The organism is Fulvivirga marina (genome assembly GCF_016775155.1).
Classification (GTDB): Bacteria; Bacteroidota; Bacteroidia; order Cytophagales; family Cyclobacteriaceae; genus Fulvivirga; species Fulvivirga marina.
Genome location: NZ_JAEUGD010000016.1, coordinates 123,030 through 143,949, shown reverse-complemented (window position 1 = coordinate 143,949; position 20,920 = coordinate 123,030). Strand labels below are relative to the sequence as shown.

The 20,920-nt window shown below is 38.7% G+C and carries 13 protein-coding genes; 6 read left to right on the top strand and 7 right to left on the bottom strand.

The window, feature by feature from the left end; all coding sequences use genetic code 11:
• Positions 1 to 75 precede the first annotated feature (75 nt).
• On the top strand, positions 76 to 1,482 hold the full coding sequence (locus JMN32_RS04950) for a GAF domain-containing protein (RefSeq protein ID WP_202855184.1): 1,407 nt from the start codon (positions 76 to 78) through the stop codon (positions 1,480 to 1,482).
• A gap of 275 nt (positions 1,483 to 1,757) precedes the next feature.
• Entirely contained in the window at positions 1,758 to 2,198 is a 441-nt protein-coding gene (locus JMN32_RS04945; protein ID WP_202855183.1) for a DUF2267 domain-containing protein, read from the top strand.
• 148 nt (positions 2,199 to 2,346) lie between these two features.
• Here JMN32_RS04945 and JMN32_RS04940 read toward each other — a convergent pair whose 3' ends face one another.
• From JMN32_RS04940 to JMN32_RS04930, 3 genes are all read right to left on the bottom strand, one after another.
• On the bottom strand, positions 2,347 to 2,799 hold the full coding sequence (locus JMN32_RS04940; RefSeq protein WP_202855182.1) for a HutD/Ves family protein: 453 nt from the start codon (positions 2,797 to 2,799) through the stop codon (positions 2,347 to 2,349).
• A 70-nt stretch (positions 2,800 to 2,869) separates the two neighbouring features.
• The gene (locus JMN32_RS04935; RefSeq protein ID WP_202855181.1) at positions 2,870 to 3,055 is read right to left on the bottom strand and encodes a hypothetical protein; all 186 of its coding nucleotides are present in this window, start codon (positions 3,053 to 3,055) and stop codon (positions 2,870 to 2,872) included.
• Positions 3,056 to 3,235: 180 nt separating this feature from the next.
• Positions 3,236 to 4,438 carry a DUF763 domain-containing protein gene (locus JMN32_RS04930; protein WP_202855180.1) on the bottom strand — a complete coding sequence of 401 codons (1,203 nt, stop codon included), beginning with the start codon at positions 4,436 to 4,438 and terminating at the stop codon, positions 3,236 to 3,238.
• A 109-nt stretch (positions 4,439 to 4,547) separates the two neighbouring features.
• Between JMN32_RS04930 and JMN32_RS04925 the strand changes: the two genes are divergently transcribed.
• A complete protein-coding gene (locus JMN32_RS04925) occupies positions 4,548 to 6,443 on the top strand; it encodes a tetratricopeptide repeat-containing sensor histidine kinase (protein WP_202855179.1) in 1,896 nt (631 codons plus the stop codon).
• 143 nt (positions 6,444 to 6,586) lie between these two features.
• On the top strand, positions 6,587 to 8,317 hold the full coding sequence (locus JMN32_RS04920; RefSeq protein WP_238354356.1) for a DEAD/DEAH box helicase: 1,731 nt from the start codon (positions 6,587 to 6,589) through the stop codon (positions 8,315 to 8,317).
• A gap of 8 nt (positions 8,318 to 8,325) precedes the next feature.
• Here JMN32_RS04920 and JMN32_RS04915 read toward each other — a convergent pair whose 3' ends face one another.
• The 4 genes from JMN32_RS04915 to JMN32_RS04900 are packed head-to-tail and all read right to left on the bottom strand — an operon-like array spanning position 8,326 to position 16,182.
• Complete coding sequence (locus tag JMN32_RS04915) at positions 8,326 to 13,494, bottom strand: ATP-binding sensor histidine kinase (RefSeq protein WP_202855178.1); 5,169 nt, start codon at positions 13,492 to 13,494, stop codon at positions 8,326 to 8,328.
• 32 nt (positions 13,495 to 13,526) lie between these two features.
• Positions 13,527 to 14,216, bottom strand: a complete 690-nt coding sequence (locus JMN32_RS04910; RefSeq protein WP_202855177.1) for a transmembrane-type terpene cyclase — start codon at positions 14,214 to 14,216, stop codon at positions 13,527 to 13,529.
• A 12-nt stretch (positions 14,217 to 14,228) separates the two neighbouring features.
• The gene (locus JMN32_RS04905; RefSeq protein WP_202855176.1) at positions 14,229 to 14,879 is read right to left on the bottom strand and encodes a DUF6989 domain-containing protein; all 651 of its coding nucleotides are present in this window, start codon (positions 14,877 to 14,879) and stop codon (positions 14,229 to 14,231) included.
• Between the two features lie 13 nt (positions 14,880 to 14,892).
• Positions 14,893 to 16,182, bottom strand: a complete 1,290-nt coding sequence (locus JMN32_RS04900) for an oxygenase MpaB family protein (RefSeq protein WP_202855175.1) — start codon at positions 16,180 to 16,182, stop codon at positions 14,893 to 14,895.
• Between the two features lie 293 nt (positions 16,183 to 16,475).
• On the opposite strand from JMN32_RS04900, the gene JMN32_RS04895 reads away from it, so the two are divergent.
• Both JMN32_RS04895 and JMN32_RS04890 read left to right on the top strand, forming a co-directional pair.
• Positions 16,476 to 16,667, top strand: a complete 192-nt coding sequence (locus JMN32_RS04895; protein WP_202855174.1) for a cold-shock protein — start codon at positions 16,476 to 16,478, stop codon at positions 16,665 to 16,667.
• Between the two features lie 287 nt (positions 16,668 to 16,954).
• Complete coding sequence (locus JMN32_RS04890; RefSeq protein ID WP_202855173.1) at positions 16,955 to 20,920, top strand: two-component regulator propeller domain-containing protein; 3,966 nt, start codon at positions 16,955 to 16,957, stop codon at positions 20,918 to 20,920.

Genomic DNA, 20,920 nt, shown 5'->3' with positions numbered 1-20,920 from the left:
TTGTTTTTTGGGTGTTTTATTTTAAAGTAATCGTTATTTTGTCCCTTACTATTAACAACCTATCACTAGAATTATATGAGTTATATCGGTAACCTCTGGAACAGACTCTCAAATATTGGAGTGGATGAGGAGATGGATTTCCAATTGCAGCACCGAGTGATCCTTTCAAACCGATTAGGAGCAATTATTAGTTTGCTGATCATTGTTTTTATGATCATATTTTCCTTTCGGGAAAATACCAATTTCTTGCTGATGGCTGTTATTTTGATCTCTACTTTGGGTATATTGATACTGAATTTCTTTAAACTTCATAGTGTTTCGCGTCTGTTTGTAAGTATCATACCAGCCTTGGCGGTTCTATGGATAAATCTTACTACTAAGATCGATCAACCAGAAAACGTGGGGATCGTTCATTATATTTCGCCGAGAATGCTTATTACGAGCAGTTTGGTTTTACCATTCACGTTGTTTTCCACTAAGGAGAGGAGCATGTTGGGGGTAGGCTTGGTGGTTATAATTGTAGTTTCAGTGCTTTATGACTCCATTCATGAAATGTTTGGGGTAGCCTATGAGCAATTGAATATAACCGCCGACCAATACGGAGTGGTTTATGAAGATATGTTTCTGGCAATTGTAATGTTACTTAGCTCGTCTGTTTTTCTGTTCAACCTGAATAATATGTATGAAAAGAAAAATATAAGCTTGCTTGAAGAGGCTAATGTAAAGAATGAAGAGGCTCTAAAAAGTGAAGAGGAGCTTAAGAAAACACTCAAAGAGGTTGAAATAGCAAGAGCAGAGGATGAGAAGCGTAATTGGGCTACCAAAGGTTTGGCTGACCTGGCATCCTTGCTTCAATCTAAAATGGATCAGGAAGAGCTTTACGACAGGTTGATCTCTTATATTGTCAATTACCTGGATATCAACCAAGGAGGCTTATATGTCATTAATGATGAAGATGCAGATGCAGTAACTATTGACTTGGTGTCGAGTTATGCATATAGCCGAAAAAAATACGTTTCCAACAGCTACGAAGTGGGGCAAGGACTCATTGGGCAGACCTTTCTTGAGGGAGAAACACTTTACCTTAAAGATGTTCCACAGGGATATATATCTATCACTTCAGGTTTAGGGGAAGCAACACCATCATGCATCATCATTGTGCCTTTGAAGGTCAATGAAAGAACAGAAGGTGTGCTTGAATTAGCTTCATTTAAACCATTTGAATCACACTATATTGAGTTTTTGGAAAAGGCAGGAGAGTCGATAGCCGCTTCCGTCTCTACTAATAAAGTGACTGCCAGGACGGAAACTTTACTTAACTCCTCACAGCAAATGACTGAGGAAATGCGTGCTCAGGAAGAAGAAATGCGCCAGAATATGGAGGAGCTTTCTGCTACTCAGGAGGAAATGGCTCGTAAGGAAAAAGAATATATTGCCCGTATACAGGAACTGGAAGCACAACTTGAACAAGAGGAGCAGTAAACCTACTTTTTAGAGTGTTGATTGTTGGTAGTTTGCTTCAGGTTTACATTTGGTTTTAAGAACAAATTTCCTGATTTTCAGCTGAAAAGGTTTAATTACTTGTTAAGGCCTGAAAGACAATGTTATAGCTGAGGTTCTAGCCTGGTAATTGCTTTGGTATCGTGAAAAAGAAATGGTTTTATTGTTATCGAGATTAAAATAATTTTTGAATTACTGCAGGGATTTTAGGATATTAAGATAGAAGTCACGTTAATACTAACTAAAATGAATGAGTCATGGACTTTCTTAAATACGCAGAAAAAGGGAACAATATACTTAATGAAGTAGCAGTCGAACTTGGTTTTCCCGATAATAAGGAATTGGCAGGGAGAATACTGCGTGCTGTGTTACATACGCTTAGGGCGAGACTTACCATACAAGAATCTTTTCAGCTAATGGCGCAATTGCCTTTAGTGCTCAAAGGTGTTTATGTTGAAGGCTGGAAATATCAGGAGAAGCCTTTTCGGATAAAGCATATTGGGGAATTTATTACTAATGTGATACACGAAGATTACCCCGTGGGGCATCATGACATAGCTACGGTTAAGGATGGGGAAAATGCGATCATGGCTGTTCTAAAAGTACTCAGGAGGCATATCTCTGAGGGTGAAGTACAGAGCATACTAGCTTCAATCCCTCAAGAACTACATCATTTATGGGGAGATGCTGAAAGCTAAAAGTCACTGGACATGCTCTTAAGCTGATTGATTGATGATTACAGCTACTATTTCACTATCCTGAATAGCTTTAATTACGGGAGTCTGATCATTATCATCTTTTATCCACAGTAGGTCGCTTGTTTCTAATTGTTTAGGAATAATTTCTTCAACTTCCAGTGAGCCGGAAAGTACATAGTAAATTATAAATGTACCAGCTATTTCTGGCAACTTTTATGCATTCTCCTGGAGAAAGCTTCATCCTGGCAAGTTTGCCTTCAGAGCCTTGGGTAGTCATCAGGTTGAAATTTTTGGCTTTACCCAAGCTAGTAGTAGTCCAATCACCAAGAAAAGAATCGAACTCGAATTTTCCAAGCTTTGTTGAGTGATGACCTTCATGGATCAACTCAAGATTTCCATCCAATACCATCAAAGTGCGACATACACTAGGAAGTGGAGTGAAAACAGACTTTTCAGTATTCACGGTAGCAATACTAAGCCTAAAATCAAAATTTAATGCTTTGTAAGTACTGTCCTCAGGGTATATCAACAATTCAGTTGTTGTTCCACCTGCCCAAGAGGTAGTTGTGAATTGCGATTGATTCAATACTTTTATACTCATATGGTTTATAGGTGTATTTGCTCCCAAATATATACCTTGGAGGTTTAGTGCTCCTTGTTTATCGTAATATTTATGTTTTAGCAGCACCATCTTCCTTATCAGGGAAGGGAGTATCTGGTTCCTCTGGTGGTCTGGTTATAGGTTCATTGGGGTCCTCTTCTGGCTCTTCCGAAGGAAACTTTTCTGGGAAATCTGGTTCAGGGGTTATTTCCGGTGGTTTGGATGGCTCAAATTCGGGGTCTTTTTGCTGTTTCATGATGCTAATTTCATTTAGTACGATTTCTTTTACAGGCCACTATTCATGAGCTTCTGTACTTAATTAAAGTCTTTTTGTACGTCTTTTGTTCTAATTATTTAAGCTTTTTCATGGGGGTAGTAGCTAAGCAATTCTAAATATTAGCCCGAGGGCGATTATATTTTTAATTTAAATAATTGGTTAAAACAGGTTTAACTGTCCTCCTGGAGGTTTGGATTTGCCTAATACTGTTCGGCCTCCAAATTTGTAGGATTCGTTTTGTTCCTTTTGAATTATTTTATCAAATCTCTCAGGTGAAGGTTTGAATCCCTTTTCTAATCTCATGGATAATTCATGTAAACTTTTAATGGCCTTTTGCCTATCAGAATGACCAATTTTGGCTTTTTCAACGGAGTTTTTCAGTACTTGTATGGTTTGGTCATAAACTTTTGTAGGAACAGGGAAGGGGTGACCGTCCTTACCGCCATGAGCAAAGCTATAACGTGCGGGGTCAGTGAATCTTGAAGGTGTACCGTGTATAACCTCACTTACCAGAGTTAGAGATTGTAGCGTGCGGGGCCCAAGCCCTTTGATCATCAGTAAATCATCAAAAGAGGTTATTTCTCCGCTATTGGCGAGAGCCAATACACTTCCTAACCTTTTGAGGTTGACATCTTCAGCTCTTACATCATGATGCTTTGGAAGTATGATTTTCCTGACCTCACGCATCATTAGGCTTGAAGGTTCTTTGGATATGGCAAGTATTCCCTGTTTAGTCTGGAAAGCTTCTTTAGCAGTCAGGTTCAGTATGCTGCCTTTATTGATACCACAAACACCAGTGTGAGGTTCTTCTGAAAATGAGCTTATTTTTGAGGAGTGCCAATGATACCTTCTGGCCATTCCATTGGCACCGTTCATGCCCTGCTGTACTACTGCCCATTCACCTTCATTGGTCACGATGAAGGAATGAAGGTATAGCTGATAACCATCCTGAATAGCGGTATTATCTATCTTTGCACTCAGTTTGCTGTTTTTTACCATTTCATCACCCTTGAAACCTACTTTTTCCGCTAACTGCATCAACTCGTCAGGTGTTTTACGGGAGTGCTTGCCTCTGCCTCCACAAATATATATGCCCAGGTCAGAAGCTATGGGGTTAAGACTTTTTTTGAGGGCGCCCATTACAGAAGTAGTGATACCGGAGGAGTGCCAGTCCATTCCAAGCACACAGCCGAATGACTGAAACCACATAGGATCACTTAGTCGAGCCAGAAATGCCGATTTGCCGTATTCGATAACAATTGCTTCCGTAATAGCCCCTCCTAGTTTTGACATACGCTCAGCTAGCCAGTATGGTACCTTGCCACCGTGTAGGGGTAAATCTGCATGACCTGATCGTTTCATTTCGCTAAAATACTAAAAATATTAGTAATTACTATTAAGTTGCTCCTAATTATAATTTGATAAAATGAGGTATTTATATTAGATTGATATACATGTTAGGTACTAAATAATGTACAACAAGTTCTATATACTGCCTGCTATACTTGTAGCCTTTCTTTTATCGATTACCAGTGCTTATTCTTCCAGTGGTACTGTTCTGGATAGTCTGAAAACTCTGTTGCAAAAAGAATCATCTCCGGAGGACAGGGTTATAATTCTATCTGAGCTGGGTAGGGAATATATTTTTATTGACATCTTTCAGGCTTTCAAATATGCCAAGCAATCATTAGAGTTAGCAGATAGCATTCATTATACGTTAGGTAGGGCACATGCCCTGAGGACATTAGGATCAGCCCTGGGTGAGAGTAGAAATTATATGCAGGGTGTGAAGATGCTTCTGGATGCCCTGGAAATTTTCAAACAGGAAAATGATGTGATAGGTCTCGCTAATTGTTATTTGTCGTTAGGCCTGATTCATCAAAAAGGTCAGGCTTTTGATAAATCAAAGCAGTATGAGCTGCAGGCATTGAGACTTTACACGCAGGAAAATAATCAGGAACGGCTTGGTGCTGTTTTGAACAATATTAGTCGAAGCCATATGAAGCTTGGCAACTATGATTCAGCTAAATATTATATCGAAGAAGCCATCAAAATAAATAGGAGTAGAAATCAGGCGGTGTTGTCTAGCAATTACAGGATACTGGCCATTATATATGTTCACTTTGGTGACCTGCCTGAAGCTGAAAAATATTTAAACATGGTGATTCAGATATCAGATTCTCTACAAGAAAAGGCAAATACCCAGGCGTTAACGGAAAGTCATCTTGTGCTTGCCGAGATCATGATAGATAGGAAAAAGTATGAGGAGGCTGAAACACATCTCATAAAGTCTATAGAAACTGCGGGGGCTCATGGGTACCTTGATTTGCTCAAAAAAGCATACTACTGTCGTTTCAACCTATTGGGAATGCAGCATAACTTCGAGGGGAGCAGGGATATGATGAATAAGTTTATTAATGTGGCTGACTCAATTTTACATATTGAGCAGAAAAATAGGCTTGGGATGGTTCAATGGTATTATCAGAATAGTCTGCAAAGAAGCCAGGTCGATATGCTAAAAAAGGAAAAGTTTCTCAGTGATGAGATTATTTCAAGGCAGAGGCTTAGTATTATATTACTCATAATAACTATTGGATTGGCTGGGCTTTTGATTTTTGTGGCTGTAAGGAATAGTATTAAGCAAAAAAGGCTTTCAGAAAAGCTTTCTCAGGCGAATTCAACAAAAAACAAGTTGTTTTCCATTATATCGCATGACTTTCGCTCACCAATTAATAGTATACTAGGGGCATCACTATTTTTGAAGAACCATGGTGATAAATTATCAAAGGAAGATCTTCGGCGAATTTTCGATGATATGCACAAGTCAATTCTTAACACTCTGCGCTTCACAGAGAACATCCTTACCTGGGCACGGAGTCAGATGGCGGCCATAAAATCTACCCCTGTAGTTTTTGAGCTTAATCAGGTTGTTGACAATGTTTTGGAGATACTTGCTGATCAAGCCAGGGAAAAAGGGGTAAGCATCCATAATCAGTTAACTCAACCTCATAAAGTATTTGCAGATAAAAATCAGATTGAAACAGTTATCAGGAACTTGGTGAGCAATGCCATAAAATTTTCCGGATCGGGAGATTCAATTGAGGTTAGTGCAGTTGAAAAGGGAGGTCTCATAGAAGTTGCTGTAGAGGATTCAGGGGTAGGAATAAGCGAAGAAATTCTGGATAATCTATTTAGGATTGATTCTAGAAATAGTACAAAAGGTACTTTGGGAGAGGTAGGGACTGGACTGGGGTTGATCATTTGTAAGGAGTTTGTAGAAAGTAATGCAGGCGAACTACAAGTAGAAAGTGGTGTAGGCGAGGGCAGTATTTTTAGATTTACTGTTCCTAATGAGGTTGTTAAGTGAACTTTATCTTCTTAAGAATGGTTTTGCAGACTTGTTACTCTTTGCTAATGGGTGGTGGCTTGGCTTGGGAATATAAATATCATTAACAGTAGCACAATCCGATATAATAAGGGTAACTTTGCAGCTTAATAAAAAAATATCCATTGACAAATTTTTCAGATTTAGGACTTTCTCCATCATTGTTGAAGGTTCTTCCGGAGTTAAATCTTGAAACTCCAACAAAGATTCAACAGAAAGCCATTCCCATACTTATTAATGAAGCTGACAGGGATTTTATTGGTCTTGCGCAAACAGGTACAGGTAAAACCGCAGCTTTCGGACTCCCTTTATTGGATGCCATGGATGTTGATGCCAAGGGTACTCAAGCCCTGGTTTTGGCTCCTACGCGTGAGTTGGGACAGCAAATTGCACAACAAATACAAGCATTTTCAAAATACTTGAAAGGAGTACGGGTTCAGGTGGTTTATGGTGGTGCGGCTATAACCCCACAGATTAGGGCCTTGAAAAATACCCCGCATATCATTATAGCTACTCCTGGTAGATTGCTTGATCTCATTAAAAGAAAAGCAATAAATCTTAGTACAGTTAAGCATGTAGTGTTCGATGAAGCTGATGAAATGCTCAATATGGGTTTTCGTGACGATATAGATGATATACTCTCACATGCCCAGGGAGATAAGTCTACCTGGCTGTTCTCGGCAACCATGGCTAATGAGATACGCGATATAGTGGATAAGTATATGACTAATCCAAGTGAAGTAAAGATTGATAGTGGTACGCTGGTAAACCAGAATATTAACCACCAATTCTTTGTTACTAAAGCTAAGGATAAGGCCGGTTTGCTGGAGCGAATCATTGAACTGGAGCCGGATATGAGAGGTATAGTATTCTGTAGAACAAAACGAGATACCCAGGAACTTGCGCAACAGTTGCAGTTTAGGGGGCTGCCAGTAGATGCTATTCATGGCGACCTGTCTCAAAACCAACGAGACCAGGTGATGAAGCGTTTTAAAAATCATTCACTGGAATTTTTGATTGCAACAGATGTTGCTGCCAGGGGAATTGATGTTAATGATCTTACGCACGTTATTCATCACTCGATACCTGATGATCTGGAATATTATACTCACAGAAGTGGTAGAACTGGAAGGGCAGGAAAGAAGGGAATTTCGCTAGCTATAGTTACTACCTCTGAGAAGCGTAAGCTTAAATCGTTGGAGAAAAGGTTAAAGCTCAATTTTACTCCTTATGAACTGCCCAGTGCTGTTAAAGTACAAAATGAAAAATTGCAGCTATGGGCAAAAGATATTGCTGAGATAAATACAGAAATGGATGCGGTGAAGGAGCATAGAACTGATGTAGAGTCTATTTTTGAAAGTTTATCTAAATCAGAACTAGTAGAAAAACTTATCATGCACCAGCTTAATAATATGGGGATAAGTACTTCAGTCCCTCATTTTGAGCAGGAGTTTGAAGATAGTGGCAATGGTCATAGTAAAGGCGACCGTAAGGCTGAAAGAAGGAGTTCATCAAACAGACGTTATAAAAGATTCTTCATCAATATTGGTTCTATCGATGGTTATAATAAAAAGGAACTCATTGATCTGGTAACTACAAAAACTGGAATCTCTAAGTCAAATGTTGGTCCTATTACCATGGAGGAGCGGAGAGCGTACTTTGAAGTGGAAACTGAAGTAGCAGGTACGGTTGAGTCCCCTTTTAAGGGGATGATGATTGATGGCCGTGAAATTCGAGTTAATGATGCGGATACTGGAGGAAAGAGAAACTCCAGAAGTAGTAAAAGGTTGCACGATCATCGATCAGGTCAAAAAAGAGGAGATCGCTCCAACCGAAAGGGTAAGAGAAAAAGATAACAGTATTACTAGAGCCATTTTTTAAACTCAACATAAAAAGTGGCTCCTTTTCCTTCCTCACTTTCACAATGGATATTACCTTTCATAGCCTCCACATATTTTTTCACAATAGAAAGTCCTAACCCGGTAGACTCTTCACCAGCAGTAGGTTTGGCTGTAAGTTTTTGATACGGCATAAACAACCTCTTCATATCTTTCTCATTAATTCCTGGTCCTTGATCACTGACCGTTACACATACATTTCTCTCCTTTTCTATAATATTGATATTTACCTTCGTGTCAGAAGTAGAAAATTTTAGTGCATTGGATAATAGGTTTTCAAATACCTGGATAGTGTAGTTGTTGTCTACCCATACATATATATCAGGCCCCGGCTCAATGGTAAGCTTGATATTCTTTTCGTCAGCGGATAGTTGGAAGTTGTTTTTCAACTCATTGAGTAAGCGTCGAAGGTTAACCTTCTCATTTTTAATATCTATTTCCTTAGCTTCTATGGCATTTACATCCAATATACGACTGATCATTTCTCCTAACCTTTCAGTACTTTCCAATACTTTATTAACATATTGGCTCTGCTCTTCAGAGGTATCTCTGGACGTAAGTTTAATCAAGTTTACCACTCCTTTGATTTGGTTGAGAGGACTACGTAAATCGTGAGCAACAATTTTTATTAGATGGTTCTTTTCTTCGTTGAGTGCTATGAGCTCATTGTTATAATCCTTAAGTACTTCCTGCTGAGCTTCGATTTCCTTGGTTCTTTCATCTACAAGTTGTTCAAGGTTATTGTAGAGTATAGCGTTGTCAAGAGACACTGCTATTTGTCCGGAGAGTAGTTTGAGCATATCCAGGCGTTTTGGTGTAAATGCCCCCACCACGAGGTTATTTTCCAAGTATATAATACCAATAAGCTCGTTTTGCACAAGAATTGGAGAGCAGAGAATTGATCTTAAATCTGCTTTTTGAATATAGGGGTCGTTAGTGAAGCGGTTGTCTGTATTGATATTATCAATGATGACAGCCTCCTTTATCCTGGCACTGTACTGTATAATAGACTGAGGCAGGTCATTCAGGTCTTCAGCTTTGGTGTTTTCAAAAATTTCAACCTTTTCGTTATTTGTTGTTCCTTTAGCGCTCACAAAAATTTCACCATCCTTTTTCTGTAAAAGGACGCCCTTTTCAGCACCTGCATTTTCAATAACTATTCTCAACAGCTTATCGAGTACCTTAGCCAATTTAATTTCACTGGCGATTGCAGTTGCTGCTTTAAGAATTGCCGATAACTCCAGAGTTGAATAATTATTGGTTGAGTTTGACGAAAGCGATGCGGTATGTTTGCTTTTTCCTCCCAGCTGGTTAATATCAACAATAGGATAATTACTTGATATTTCTTCCGCTTTAGCTACAGCACCCCAGCTGAGGTAGTTTTCATAAGCCTTACGCAGGTATATCTCATAAGGAAATTTGTCGGGCTCTGATGCATAGTAACTGCCGGCAAGTTCATAACATAAGGCTTCATCATTTAGGTAATTATTGGCCGAAGCACTTGCAATAGCCTTGTCATAAAAAAGTCTGGCTTTTTCAAATTTGTTGGATGTTCTGTATTTTTCCGCCTGTAGCAGGTAGTATTTGTGCTCAAAGTTCATTGGAGCATACTTTGACCACTTTTTCATCTTCTTAATACTATCTAGAGTTTTTCGCTTTGCTTTGCCCTTTTGGGATGATCTCAAGTAGGGTAGTCTGGCAAAGAGCACTAATGTCCTATAGAAGTGGTACAGAGTCAGAATGATCGAACCTACCACCAACTCAAGCTTGTTTTCGAGAGCCTCTGCATATTCTTCAGCCTTTTCATAATCCTTGAACATATATGCAAGTACCATACTATGATAATAAGCATGAAATAATGCAGATGGATTATTCTTTTTGAAATCTTCGGTCAATATTGTTGAATCAAATGCCTCTCCATCCAGTATTGCCGGATTTTTGCTTTTGCCGGTCAGATTAAGTGCAGCTTGTCGAAAAATCTCATTTTGATAAAAAAGCAGTTCTTGGTTGAGTTGAAGTATTTTTTTGCTTTGAGCACTCATTTCATCATTGAGTCTCAATAGGTTTTTACCTGAAAAATATCCATGAAATGAGCGAACCATTAATGCAGATGCAGCAAACTCATGATCTCCGGATTCCATACCATAATGATAGGTGTCGATAAGAGGATCAAGGGTTGAATTCAGGTGATGCTTCCAGTGGTGGACAAAACAATGATGGACCAAGTATGTTTTGGCTTTTACTTTTTCAGCCTTGAATCTTTTAAGAAGTTTCATGGCTAGCTCGCCGAACTTATAGCCTTGCTCCAGGTTGCCCAATACCCCTGACAATATTATACTATAACCTGCATAGTTTGGAATGGATTCTATTGAATTTCCATATTTGATAGAAATACGGATCATTCTAAAGATCATAAGAGGCAAAAGCTCTGGTGTAGTTCTGGAAATGGCGGATCCTATACTTGCCATGATGTTCATGGCAGCTTTTTTATGAGGGTCAGTCATCATAGGAAGCTGCTCAAGCTTTTTGATACCAACACTTTTGAGGAGTAGCGTGGTTTTTATTAATTCCTTAGCTATTAAGGCTTTACTTGGTCTTGTGGGAAGGTCTTCTCCAAGTTGGCTTAAAGTATCTATTGCAAGTTCTATTGCCCTGAGTGCCTGATTTTGTGCAATATAGGATTCAATGCTGACCTTTAAAACTTTAATCTGATCCAGGATTGAAGTTGCATTACTTATTACCTGCTTGATATGGGTATCAGCTTTATCAAATTTTCCAGCAAGGAAGCTGGCCTCTGCTGCGCCTGTATGTACTGCGATGGCGAGATCATAATAGTGTGTCCAGATGTCCTCCCTGCAATACCTGAGTGCAGCTCCATAGTATTCCAATGCATTGGGGTATGCAGCGGAAGCTTTGGCTAAGTTCCCGGCTTCAAAGTTTAATTTGATGAGTTTGTAGATGTCGTTTTTGTCGGTTCCCTTTCCTGCACCACTATTCAAATGATAAACAATATCAAATATGAGTGGATCCACATGCTCGTTGATTTTCTCAGACAAGTATTTGCCAATTCTCCAGTGGTTTTTTCTGCGATCTGACTCGGTTATAGATGAATAAATGGATTGAACTATACGGTCATGAACAACGGTATATTGTGCTTCAGGCTTATTTCCAGTGCCTCCTCTTTTTTTAGAAGTAGTAACCTCCTGAATCAGACCTTGTTTGATTGCTGGATATAGGGCATGTTTGATCTCATTTGGTGTCTTGCCATGCAGGTTTGCCAGCATCGGGAGATCGAACTGTTCATTGAAGCAAGCTACGGTTTCCAGTAAGCTACGACATTCGGCATCCAGATTTTTAATTCTGTTTGTCAGCAGTTCTATGACGTTATCAGTTACTTTCAGTGCACGAATCTTGCCTAGGTTCCACCGCCACTGATATTCAGAACGATCAAACCACAACAATTTTTCATCGTAAATAGTCTGAAGGAACTGGTGAGCAAAGAATGCATTCCCTTGAGTTTTAGAAAATGTAATTTCAGCAAGCTCAACAACGTCTTTTGGTTTGCAGCCTAGGGCATCACCAATAAGTCCGCTTAAATGGAGAGGGGACAACCCATTGATGAGCAAAAATTCAGCGTTGGAATCAGGTAATAAATGGTCGCCTAGTTCATTTGATCTATAAGTGCCTATGATTAGGATATGGGCAACTGAAGTGTCTGAAGTTATAGCCTGTAGCAGAGCGACTGAAGCAGGATCGGCCCACTGTAAATCATCTATTACCCAGACCAGAGGATGTTCAACCGAGGTAATACCGTTTATAAACTGCTTAAAAATATAGTTGAACCTGTTTTTAGTCTCTTCAGGGTCCAGATCTATTATTTTCGGCTGAGGCCCAATGATCAGTTCTAGGTCAGGGATTACATCTGTAAGCAAGCGACCTTCATCACTGATCGCTGCCATGATATTTTGTTTCCATTTAGCAAGTTGGTGCTTACTCTGGGTTAGCAGGTTCTCAACAAAAAACTTAAATGCTTGTGTAAGGGCATGATAAGGTTTGTCATGATGAAGTTGATTAAACTTACCGAAAATAAAATTTCCACCCCGTTCGATAACATTGCCTCTTAACTCGAATGCAAGCGCGGATTTTCCAGAGCCGGGATTGCCTGATATTAGAACTGTTCTTTTGTCTCCCTGGCATACCTTTTCAAAGACTGAATGAAGAAACATGATCTCTTTATCACGGCCATATACTTTTTGAGTAATACGTAAGGTGTCAGAATAGTCATTTTCCCCAACCCTGAAGTTGGCAATGCTTCCTTTTGTTTTCAGCTGGCCCAGGCATAACTTGAGGTCATGCTTAAGCCCTTTGGCCGATTGATATCTTTCGTTTGCATCTTTGGCCAGAAGTTTACTGACAATGTGAGATAGAGCCTGGGGGATTTCAGGTTTTTTTTCACTCACTTCAGGAGGCGGGACTGCCAAGTGAGCATGTACCATTTTCATGGGGTCATCACCTGTAAAAGGAAGACTGCCTGTTAACCATTCATGAAACAGGACACCTAGTGAGTACAAGTCTGACCTTTTATCAATTACTCGATTAACACGCCCTGTTTGCTCAGGAGAAAGGTGAGAAATTGTACCTTCCAGATGCTCAATATTGGTATTTAGGGGGGCTTGTTGTCTAAACTTTGTTGCAATACCAAAGTCTATAATTTTTATTTCGTTCTTCTCATTGATCAGGATATTATGTCCATTGACATCTTTATGAATAACATCATGTTCGTGAATGAGTCCGATAGTATGGCATATTTTTATTGAAATTTCAAGAAAAGTTACCAGGTCAAATGGTCGACTGCTTATATAATCTTTAAGCGTTCTGCCCTCAAAATATTCAAGTATAAGGGCAGGCTGGTGGTTAATTTCAATTTTTTTTACCGGCTTTCGAACACCATCAATATTAATCCGAGATAAGAAATCGAATTCATTGATTAACTGATTTTCAGCAGCGTATGAATTATTATCTTTTTTATAAATCTTAATAATTACCGGCCCGCCAAACTCACTTTGTTCGTTCAAATAAATCAGTGAACTACCACCTTCAGCTATCTTTTTTGATTCATTCAGAACATGCTCCATATATCTAGACCAATATAGTCAAAATTGATCAATCAGGCGGTGCCTTTTTTTAATTTGAACGCTGCAACATATAAAACATTGAGAATGAAAACAACGACAGTTAAAAGTTGCAGGAAGTACATTTCAGGGTAATGCATGAATACATAAATACTCATCAGTGCATTCCCCACCATTTTGCACCATGCGGCAGTGAAAGAATAGTAATTACGAAAATTACTTGATAAGTAGAATATGGCATAAAGAGAAGCCATGATCACTGTAATAATATAAGCAGAAGTAGCTCCCATAGACGTATCATACCCCTCTACTATAAAAAGGTAAAAACCAATGGTCCACAATACTACACTAGCGATTTCAATAGGCTTAAAATATTTAATGATCATAGGTGTTGAAAGTTGTTTATGTCCATACTTTAAAACCTGATAAAATATCAAAAGATCCATGAAGAACCATATACGAAGGCCCCATACAAAAAGAACGCCGAGGTCGGTTGTTACTAAAAAAGCCCAGGTAAATTCCCATGCCAGGTTAGAGGCAGCCGCCGGGACGGGCATTTCAACAAATTTGTTTTTAAATCCATCACGGATGATGATGAAGTAAACAATGACCCAGAATATGGTGCCAACAAAAATAAGGGCTAACTCAGTTACGGTATATTGGCAAAAATTGATGATTGAACTCAGATCAGGGTATTCCTGACATAGCTTTTGACTATCGAACATAATAGTTAAGGGTTAGGGAGCAATGTTATAAGCAATGATGGCACTGAGAAGTATCCATAGGCCTTGTATGGCACCAGGTATGACTGCAAATACCAGTTTTTTTGATTGTGTCCACTGAATAAGGAACGGTAGTGCTGCCGATAACAAGGCTTCGCAGGTGATTATGTAATAAGGTGCTGAGTATATCATCGAGCAGTTTTCATAATACCACCAGTTAGCATTTTTGGCGAGGTGCTCATACAGAGGAATATATAGACCACCAGATAGAGAAATAACCACTACTGCCACCCAAATTCCTTTCCAACGAGTTAGTAACAAAGCATAGTAACCCAGTTGGGTTAAAGCTATGGTCCAGGAAATAGGCATGTAAGAAGGGGAAGTCCAGATCATACTTTCCCCGGTAGGGTATATTAGTGTGTTTATCACTGATACAGAGTAATGGTCAGCAAACAGCTCCAGCACTCCAGCTACAAAACCAAACAACAGCAGTTTTTGTAAAAGTATGTTTTTAGTGATTAGGGCATAGGCTACATATACTACAAAAGACCCAAGAGTGATAATGTAAACCGAGGAGGTTCCCGCATGTGTTATTGAACTAATAACAGACCAGAGTACCATTATAGCCTGTGAGATAACTATAAACCAGGTGGTTTTTTTATTCATTTATGTAAGTTGTTTAAATGAGAGTGTCTGTTTTCTTTTGAATAACCAGACGCTTGCCAAAAATATTCGGAGTGATTACGACCATATCCTCCCATTTCTCATGGAGTTTCCAGTCTTTTTGAAGGGAAGGAGGGATGTAAAAACGCACATTTTTGTGATCATTATAGTATAAGAGGAATCCCTGAAGTAATTTTTTGTTGATCATACCACTGATCAAGGCAATTACATCTGAATGCTCTTCTAATCGGTTCGATTCGATGATAAAAAGCCTGCATAGCTTAAATACAATCCGGCTTCTGATATCGTGCTCTCCACGTACCCCTAAAAACTGGGCAAGATCTTTATCAATAGCTTTTGATATATCCTGTACAAAATACCATATCATATACTCGGGAACTTCGTCAAATGCCGTCCCCGGCAGTATGTGTTTTAAAAAATTAATACAGGCTTTGGTTAATTCCTTACCTTCGTCTGATTCAGCAGCCTGATGCTTCATAATAGCTATACCAAGGTCCCAACCTTCTTCGAATGTGTCCGGCAGAAACTCGTCATCTACACCCATTAAGTAGCCAATAACCTTCCAGCTATGCATAAAACCAGATACTTGCTTGTTTGATAGATTAATGCCCAACTGTTTAAGTCCCTGTATTACCAGTGGCCCAAATGACATTAATGTACCCGCGAGGTCTTCTTGATTGATTGGTTTGCCATAGTAGTCCGTATCCCAACCTTTAGGGTTATACTTTTCATGTAACAGAAAATACCTGATGGAGGCATGGATTAACCTAACTTTTTGAATAGTGACAATGCCATTACCTTGCGGAGACATACCCCCTGGAGAAAGGGCATTCATGATCATTTGGGCAGTTTCCATTAACCTGCGAGCCAATGGGTCAATCGATCCACTTCTTTCAGTCAGGCGGCCAGTCATATAAAGGACTTTAGCGCCTTTACTACAAGCATAGCATAATGGCAACGATTTTACATTCAGAATCATTGCTATCTCAGGGCCATAAAGCGTAAAAACTTCTTCACCAGTGCGCATTAAGGAAGCATCTGCCCAAGATGGAAGATTCTTTGTTTCTTCAAAGTATGATGTAACTACTTCACTGACTTTTTTTGGTAAGGATGAAAAAGTTTTGGCATTGAAGCTTGAATTTCTTACTAAGTGGGTAAACACCTCATTAATCTTCTCTTCATATCCAGACTCAATGATTGTTGCAACCACCTGGTCAGCTATGGGGTCGGTCTCAGATCTTTTACTTTCTAAAAAGTCATCAGACCATTTTATGCTATTAGACATTTAGATGCATTATTATTAAAATTAAGCGACCAATATAGTGGATTCTAAAATGTGGTAAAAATTTTCCATCGGAAATGAAATAATTTGTAAACAGTCCCTATCAACCAACTTTCTCAGAAAGAGATGAATAGAGATTTTGTGGTTATATGCATGAAATATATATTGAAAATTATTGAGCCAGGTCAATAACTTTTTGCTTAGGGTGGCGTTAAAGCAAGTAATTAAAAGTTTGTAATTCTTTAAAAACGAAAGTTTTTTTGATTACGTTTGCAATAATATTTTAAAATTTAATAATGAAAGAAGGAACAGTAAAATTCTTTAATGAATCTAAAGGTTATGGATTCGTTAAAGATAGCGATGACAACAAAGAGTACTTTGTTCATGTGTCAGGTCTGATTGACGAAATCAGAGAGAATGACGAAGTAACTTTCGACCTTGTAGAAGGAAGAAAGGGATTGAATGCAGTGAATGTAAAACTTGCTTAATTTATATATAAGAATATATAGTGCATTTAATAATAAGCCGGCTTTATGCCGGCTTTTTTTGTGCCCAAATTTCTAAGCAGGCAGGCTCAGATTAAAGATTGGTTTTAAAAAACTCATACAGTATGTTCTGCCTTGAGGTAAAATATGTGTAGGAGATATCTTAATAAGGGTGAGAATATATCTTTAAATTATTAACAAACTATGGCCATCAAGTTCGTGATTAAAAGAATTAAGATTATATTTATTATAATAGAAATTGTTTTTTAGCAAGTTGAGCTTTTGTGTTAATGAAATTTGCATCTTATGTGGCGATATTTCTGATAAATTTACTGTTGGCAATAGTATGCCATGTGGCTACTTTTGGACAGATAAATAATATCAGGTTTGAGAGACTGACTATTAATAATGGACTTTCTCAAAATACAATTATGTCCATCACTCAGGATGAGCAAGGGTTTCTCTGGGTTGGTACACAAGATGGCCTTAATAAGTTTGATGGCTATGAATTCAAGGCCTACACCAACAATATTAAAAACCCTAACACACTCATTCATAACTATACATCGGATGTTCTATACTATGGTCAAAACAAACTGCTGGTAAGTACCATTGTGGGTTTTGACCTTATAGATATTACAAATGACAATTTCACCCATTTTAGAGCAGGTCTTGGGCCGAATGATTTATCAGCCAACGATATTAATTGTCTGTTTGTTGATAGCTATGGTGCAATTTGGGTAGGAACCACCAATGGTCTTGATCGCATTGATTCTTTGGGCGGTGTAGTAGAGCATTTCAAGAGTGGCTCTTCAGGCTTAAGCAATAATGTAATTACGACAATTTTTGAGGATGCTGAAAATAACCTTTGGATAGGGACGAAGAGAGGTTTAAATAAATTTTTACGGAAGAATAATAAATTTCAAAGTTATTACCATTCGGATGCCCCTAAGTCACTAAGCCATAATCATGTAACGGCTATATATGAGGATGATCAAAAAAGGCTATGGGTAGGTACACAAAATGGGCTTAACAGATGTCATGACAAACCGGGTGAATTTGAACGGTTTGAGTCCGATTTTCGAGGAAATAAAATTTCCGACTCAAGGATAACGGCAATATTTCAGGATAGTAAAAATAATATATGGGTGGGGACCAGAGATGGTTTAAACCGCTTGACAGAAACTGAAGGAAGACTGCTGCTAACCAAATTCAGAAGAGATGAAGGCGACTTGGCCAGTCTTAGCAATAATTGGATAACAACCATCTATGAAGACCAGTCAAATGTGCTTTGGTTTGGTACATATTTCGGTGGGCTAAACAAATTTGATCTTTACGCTTCAAAATTTAAAACCTTGGAGTACAAGGAGAACGACCCTAAATCGTTATCCAGCAATATAATTAGGGCCATAACCAAAGACTCTGAAGGGTATGTTTGGGTTGGTGCCGACCCCGGTTTAAATAAAATCAATAGGGAGACAGGAGAGGTCACGCGTTTTTTTAGCGATCCGGATGATACTAATAGTATGCATGGTAATGTTGTGCGCAGTCTTTGTTATAGTAGCGATGATATGTTGTGGATTGGTACAAGCGACGGAGGGCTAAGTCAATATAACCCAAAAACTGGCCGATTTAAGCGATTTACATATGATCCTGATAACCCATACTCTTTTAAAAGTAATGATGTACGGCTAATATTTGAAGATAGTGATGGAACCATGTGGATAGGATCTAACGAAGAGGGGCTTTTTCGCTATGAAAAGGAAACAGGTAGATTTATTAACTACAGACCGGACAGTTCGAATGATAATACCATTAGTAGTATTATGGTGAATTATGCTATGGATGAAGATGAGGATGGCAATTTATGGATTGGTACATGGAATGGTTTGAATGTCTATAATAAATCTACAAAACAGTGGAAGACCTATTATTATGATCTGAATAACCCCGAGAGTCTCTCTGATAACTATGTGAAGTCTGTTTTGGTTGATCACAACAACACGGTATGGGTGGCGACGGCAGGTCGTGGGTTAAACAAGCTGATAGATAGGGAAAATGGAATATTTGAGCATTATACGGTGAATGAGGGATTGCCTAACGACCATACTTATGGCATTTTGGCAGATGATGAAGATAATATTTGGATAAGTACCAACAAAGGGCTGTCTCGCCTTAACCCTATTACCGGAATGTTCAGGAATTATGATCGTAACGATGGCTTACAAGGGGATGAGTTCAATACGGGGGCATTCTATAAAGCTCCAGATGGAGAGTTGTTTTTTGGAGGAATAAATGGGCTTAATTGCTTCCGGCCAGAAGAGATATTCGATAATGAAACCTTGCCTCGGGTAGTCATTACAGAAATTCGGCTATTTAATAAAGTTGTGAAACTCAGAGACACGTCTAATGGGCTTTACCTTAATAAGCATATTCAATTTAAAGATAGTGTGAAGCTGGCATATGACCAGAATTCTGTTGCATTTGAGTTTGCTGCTTTGCACTTTTCAAATCCCTCTAAAAACCAGTATGCATTTATTCTGGAGGGGTTTGATAAAGAATGGATTTACACTAAAGGTAATTTGCGATTTGCCAGCTATACTAACCTGCCTCCTGGACAGTACACCTTTAAAGTCAAAGCATCGAACAGTGATGGGGTTTGGCGAATGGAGCCCTCTATAGTTAATTTAATCATAACACCTCCTTTTTGGCAAACCTGGTGGTTTAAAATATTGTCAGGTTTTTTTTTAATAGGGTTGGTACTTGGACTGCATCGTTATAGGGTTTACAACATCAAAGACCAAAAAAGGAAACTCGAAAAGCAGGTAGAAGAAAGAACTGCAGAGATTGATCATAAGAGTAAACTCCTTGAGGAGAAAAATCAAAAGCTGATAACTGCTCATGAGCAACTACAGCAAAAACAGAAAGAAGTGGTATTCATTAATGATGAAGTGCTGGCCCAGAATGATGAAATACTTGCTCAGAATGAGGAGTTGGAGATGCAGAGAAAGGAACTGGAGAAATCATACAAAAATATCCGTACCATAAGCGAGATAGGGCAGGAAATTTCGTCTATGCTAGATTTTGATAAAATCATAAAGAAGGTACATGAGCGTGTGAATAATTTAATGGATGCTACCGAATTTGGTATAGGCATATATGATGATGAGAAGAAAAAGGTGAATTTTGCTTTATATATTAACAACGGGGAGAGAATGCCTGGTTTTGAAGACTCTGTTTACAGTGATAGGTTTGCTACCTGGGCAATAAGAAATAAAAAGCCTGTTTGGTTGGGCAATATAGGTAAAGAGTGGCATAGTTACATTAAATCCGTTGATCAGTATAAAGGAGAATTATTAATGTCGCTAATGTGTATTCCTTTGCTTGTTGAAGGTCGTATTATAGGTGTATTGTGTATACAGAGTCCTAATGAAAATGAGTACTCCCAATACCAGTTTGATCTGCTCAGCGCATTGGCAACTTATATAGCCATAGGCCTTGATAACTCTAATGCTTATAAAACCCTGGAAGCTAAAGTAAATGAGCGCACACGTGACCTGAATAATGCCTATAAACAGTTGGTGACTACTAATAAGAATTTTGATGAGTTTGCATACCGTTCCGCTCATGACTTACGAGGGCCGCTAGCCAGGATACTAGGTTTGTGTCACTTAGGGCAACTTGAAGTTGAAGACAAAAAAGGGTTGGAATACCTGGAATTTCTTGAGAGGGTAGCCTTTGAAATGGATCATATGCTAGGAAGACTATTACGTACTCACCAAAATAAAAAAACACCTGTAACTAAAAGTCAGTTGAATATCCATGAGATTTTGGATCAGGTTATAAAGTCCATTTCCAAGACGGAAGATTTAAATAATATAAAGTTTGAGTACGATATAGATGAAAGTGTTGATTTGGTGTCAGATCAGTTTCTTTTTAGGATTCTCCTCGAAAATGTTGTACTCAATGCGGTTCATTTTCAAGACCCTGAGCAAAAGCAAAAATGGGTTAAAATCAGTTTTGCAAAAGGCAGTGCCCCCGGTCAGGTGGTAATATCAGTAATAGATAATGGAATTGGTGTTCCTGCGCAACAAAGAGGTCGGGTTTTTGATATGTTCTTTGTTGGGTCTGACGCCTCGAAAGGTTCGGGGCTGGGACTTTATGAGTCCAGATTAATAGCAGATCGATTAGGGGGTAGTCTTAATATTAAAGAATGTGATGAAGGCCTCACAGTATTTGAGGTGGTCATGAATTAG